Source organism: Anaerotalea alkaliphila, assembly GCF_010179735.1.
GTDB lineage: Bacteria > Bacillota > Clostridia > Lachnospirales > Vallitaleaceae > Anaerotalea > Anaerotalea alkaliphila.
Window position 1 is genome coordinate 1 of sequence record NZ_JAAEEH010000080.1, and the last position, 2,170, is coordinate 2,170.

Consider the following 2,170-nt stretch of genomic DNA (forward strand, 5'->3'; position numbering starts at 1 on the left):
GCATCGTGTTCATCCTGAACCTGGCCGTGGGCCTCTGCACCCCGCCGGTGGGCTCCGCCCTCTTCGTGGGCTGCTCCATCGGCAAGATCTCCATCGAGAAGGCCACCAAGGCCCTGCTCCCCTTCTATGCGGTCATGGTGGGGACCCTGCTGCTGATCACCTATGTGCCCGCCGTCGTCATGTTCCTTCCCAACCTGATCATGAAATAACCCCATCCCCGATGAAAGAAAAGGAGAATAATGACAATCATGGAAAAATTATCGAAGGCATTGCACCAGGCACCCCCACGTCCCATCAAAGTCATCCAATTCGGGGAAGGGAATTTCCTGCGGGCGTTCACGGACTGGACGGTCCAGAAGCTCAACGATGAAGCGGACTTCAACGGAGGAATCGCCGTGGTGCAACCGCTGCCCGTGGGCCTGGTCGACCTGCTGGCGTCCCAGGATTTCCTCTACACCCATACCCTGAAGGGCATCAAGAACGGGGAACCGGTGAAGGAGCATCTCCTCAACGACTCCATCGTGTCTGCAGTCAACCCCTACACGGACCATGCGGGCTACCTTGGGCTGGCGGCGGTGGAGACGGTCAAAATCGTCATCTCCAACACCACCGAATCGGGCATCGCCTACGAGCCGGAGGACACGCTGGAAGGGCCCCAGAAGGGATTTCCAGCCAAGCTTACGGCCCTGTTGCACGCCCGCTTCAAGGCATTTGGGGGCGACCCGGACAAGGGCTTCGTCATCATCCCCTGCGAGCTCATCGACAGGAACGGGGACAAGCTGAAGGAGGTCGTGGAAAGACATGCCAGGGAATGGCAGCTGGGGGAAGCCTTCGAGGCATGGCTTGGGGAAGCCAACACCTTCTGCAACTCCCTGGTGGACCGGATCGTGCCCGGCTATCCCCGGGACCGGATCCAGGAGGTCTGGGAGGAGCTGGGGTATGAGGACCAGCTGGTCGTCGAAAGCGAACAGTTCAACCTCTGGGTCATCGAGGGCCCTGCAGGCCTGAAGGAACTCCTGCCGGTGGACAGGACGGACTGCAACGTGCTTTTCGTGGAGGACATGACCCCCTACAGGACCCGGAAGGTGCGCATCCTGAACGGCGCCCATACGACGCTGGTGCCTGTGGCCTACCTTTACGGCATCGACACCGTGAAGGAATCCGTGGAGCATCCGGTGGTGGGGAAATACCTCGCCCAGGCGGTCTACGAGGAAATCATCCCGACCCTGGACCTGCCGAAGGAGGAGCTGGAATCCTTCGCCGCTGAGGTCATGGACAGGTTCCGCAACCCGTTCATCTCCCACCAGCTCCTCAGCATCTCCCTCAACGGCATGTCCAAGTACAACACCCGGGTGCTGCCTTCCCTGGAGGCCTATCTCAGGGAAAAGGGTGCCCTCCCCAAGAGGCTGGTCTTCTCCCTGGCGGCCATGCTGGTCTTCTACAGGGGCCTCCGGGGGGAGGAGACGATCCCCGTGAACGACGCCGAAGACATCCTGGAACTCTTCAGGAAGGCATGGGCAGCCTTCGACGGGTCCGAGGAGGGATGCAGGTCCCTGGCCCGGACGGTCCTTGCCCATGCACCCGTCTGGACGGCGGACCTGACGGCCCTGCCCGGACTGCTGGACCTGGTTGTGGAATATCTGGGACTGATCCTGGAGAAAGGGATGGAGGAAGCCCTGCAGGAGGTGCTCCTATGAAGCGGCATCTGCGGATCCATCCCAAGGACAACGTGGCCATCGCCCTGGAACCCCTGGAACCGGGAGACCGGATTGAAATCGACGGAACAGAACTGACCGCGGCCGAACCCATCCCCCAGGCCCACAAGATGGCCGTCGCTGCCATCGCCGCGGGGGAGGCGGTGGTCAAGTACGGCATGCCCATCGGCAACGCCACCGAAGACATCGCGCCCGGACAGCACGTGCATGTCCACAACCTGAAGACAGGACTGGGAGAGATTCTGGAATACGGCTATAGCCCCGCTTTCGAATCCTTCCATACCTCCCTGCCGGAGAGGAAAGTCCATGTGTACGAACGCTCCAACAAGGAGGTGGGGATCCGCAACGAGCTGTGGGTCGTGCCCACCGTGGGATGCGTAAACGGCGTTGCCCAAAGGATCATCGACCGCTTCAGGAAGGAAGTGGATCCCGTGGGGATCGACGGCGTCTTCGCC

Annotated in this window: 3 protein-coding genes; all 3 read left to right on the forward strand. The window is 61.3% G+C overall.

Annotated elements, in window-relative coordinates; all coding sequences use genetic code 11:
- Positions 1 to 209, forward strand: a 209-nt coding sequence (locus GXN74_RS14170; RefSeq protein ID WP_162371178.1) for a TRAP transporter large permease subunit, incomplete at its 5' end; no start/stop codon positions are given.
- Positions 210 to 248: 39 nt separating this feature from the next.
- The gene (locus GXN74_RS14175) at positions 249 to 1,697 is read left to right on the forward strand and encodes a tagaturonate reductase (protein ID WP_162371584.1); all 1,449 of its coding nucleotides are present in this window, start codon (positions 249 to 251) and stop codon (positions 1,695 to 1,697) included.
- Positions 1,694 to 2,170, forward strand: a 477-nt coding sequence (locus GXN74_RS14180) for a UxaA family hydrolase (protein ID WP_162371585.1), incomplete at its 3' end; no start/stop codon positions are given. The genes GXN74_RS14175 and GXN74_RS14180, both read left to right, overlap by 4 nt.

Excerpts from the sequence above, each read along its gene's own strand:
- GXN74_RS14175 (WP_162371584.1), top strand. The coding sequence starts at position 249 with ATGGAAAAATTATCGAAGGCATTGCACCAGGCACCCCCACGTCCCATC.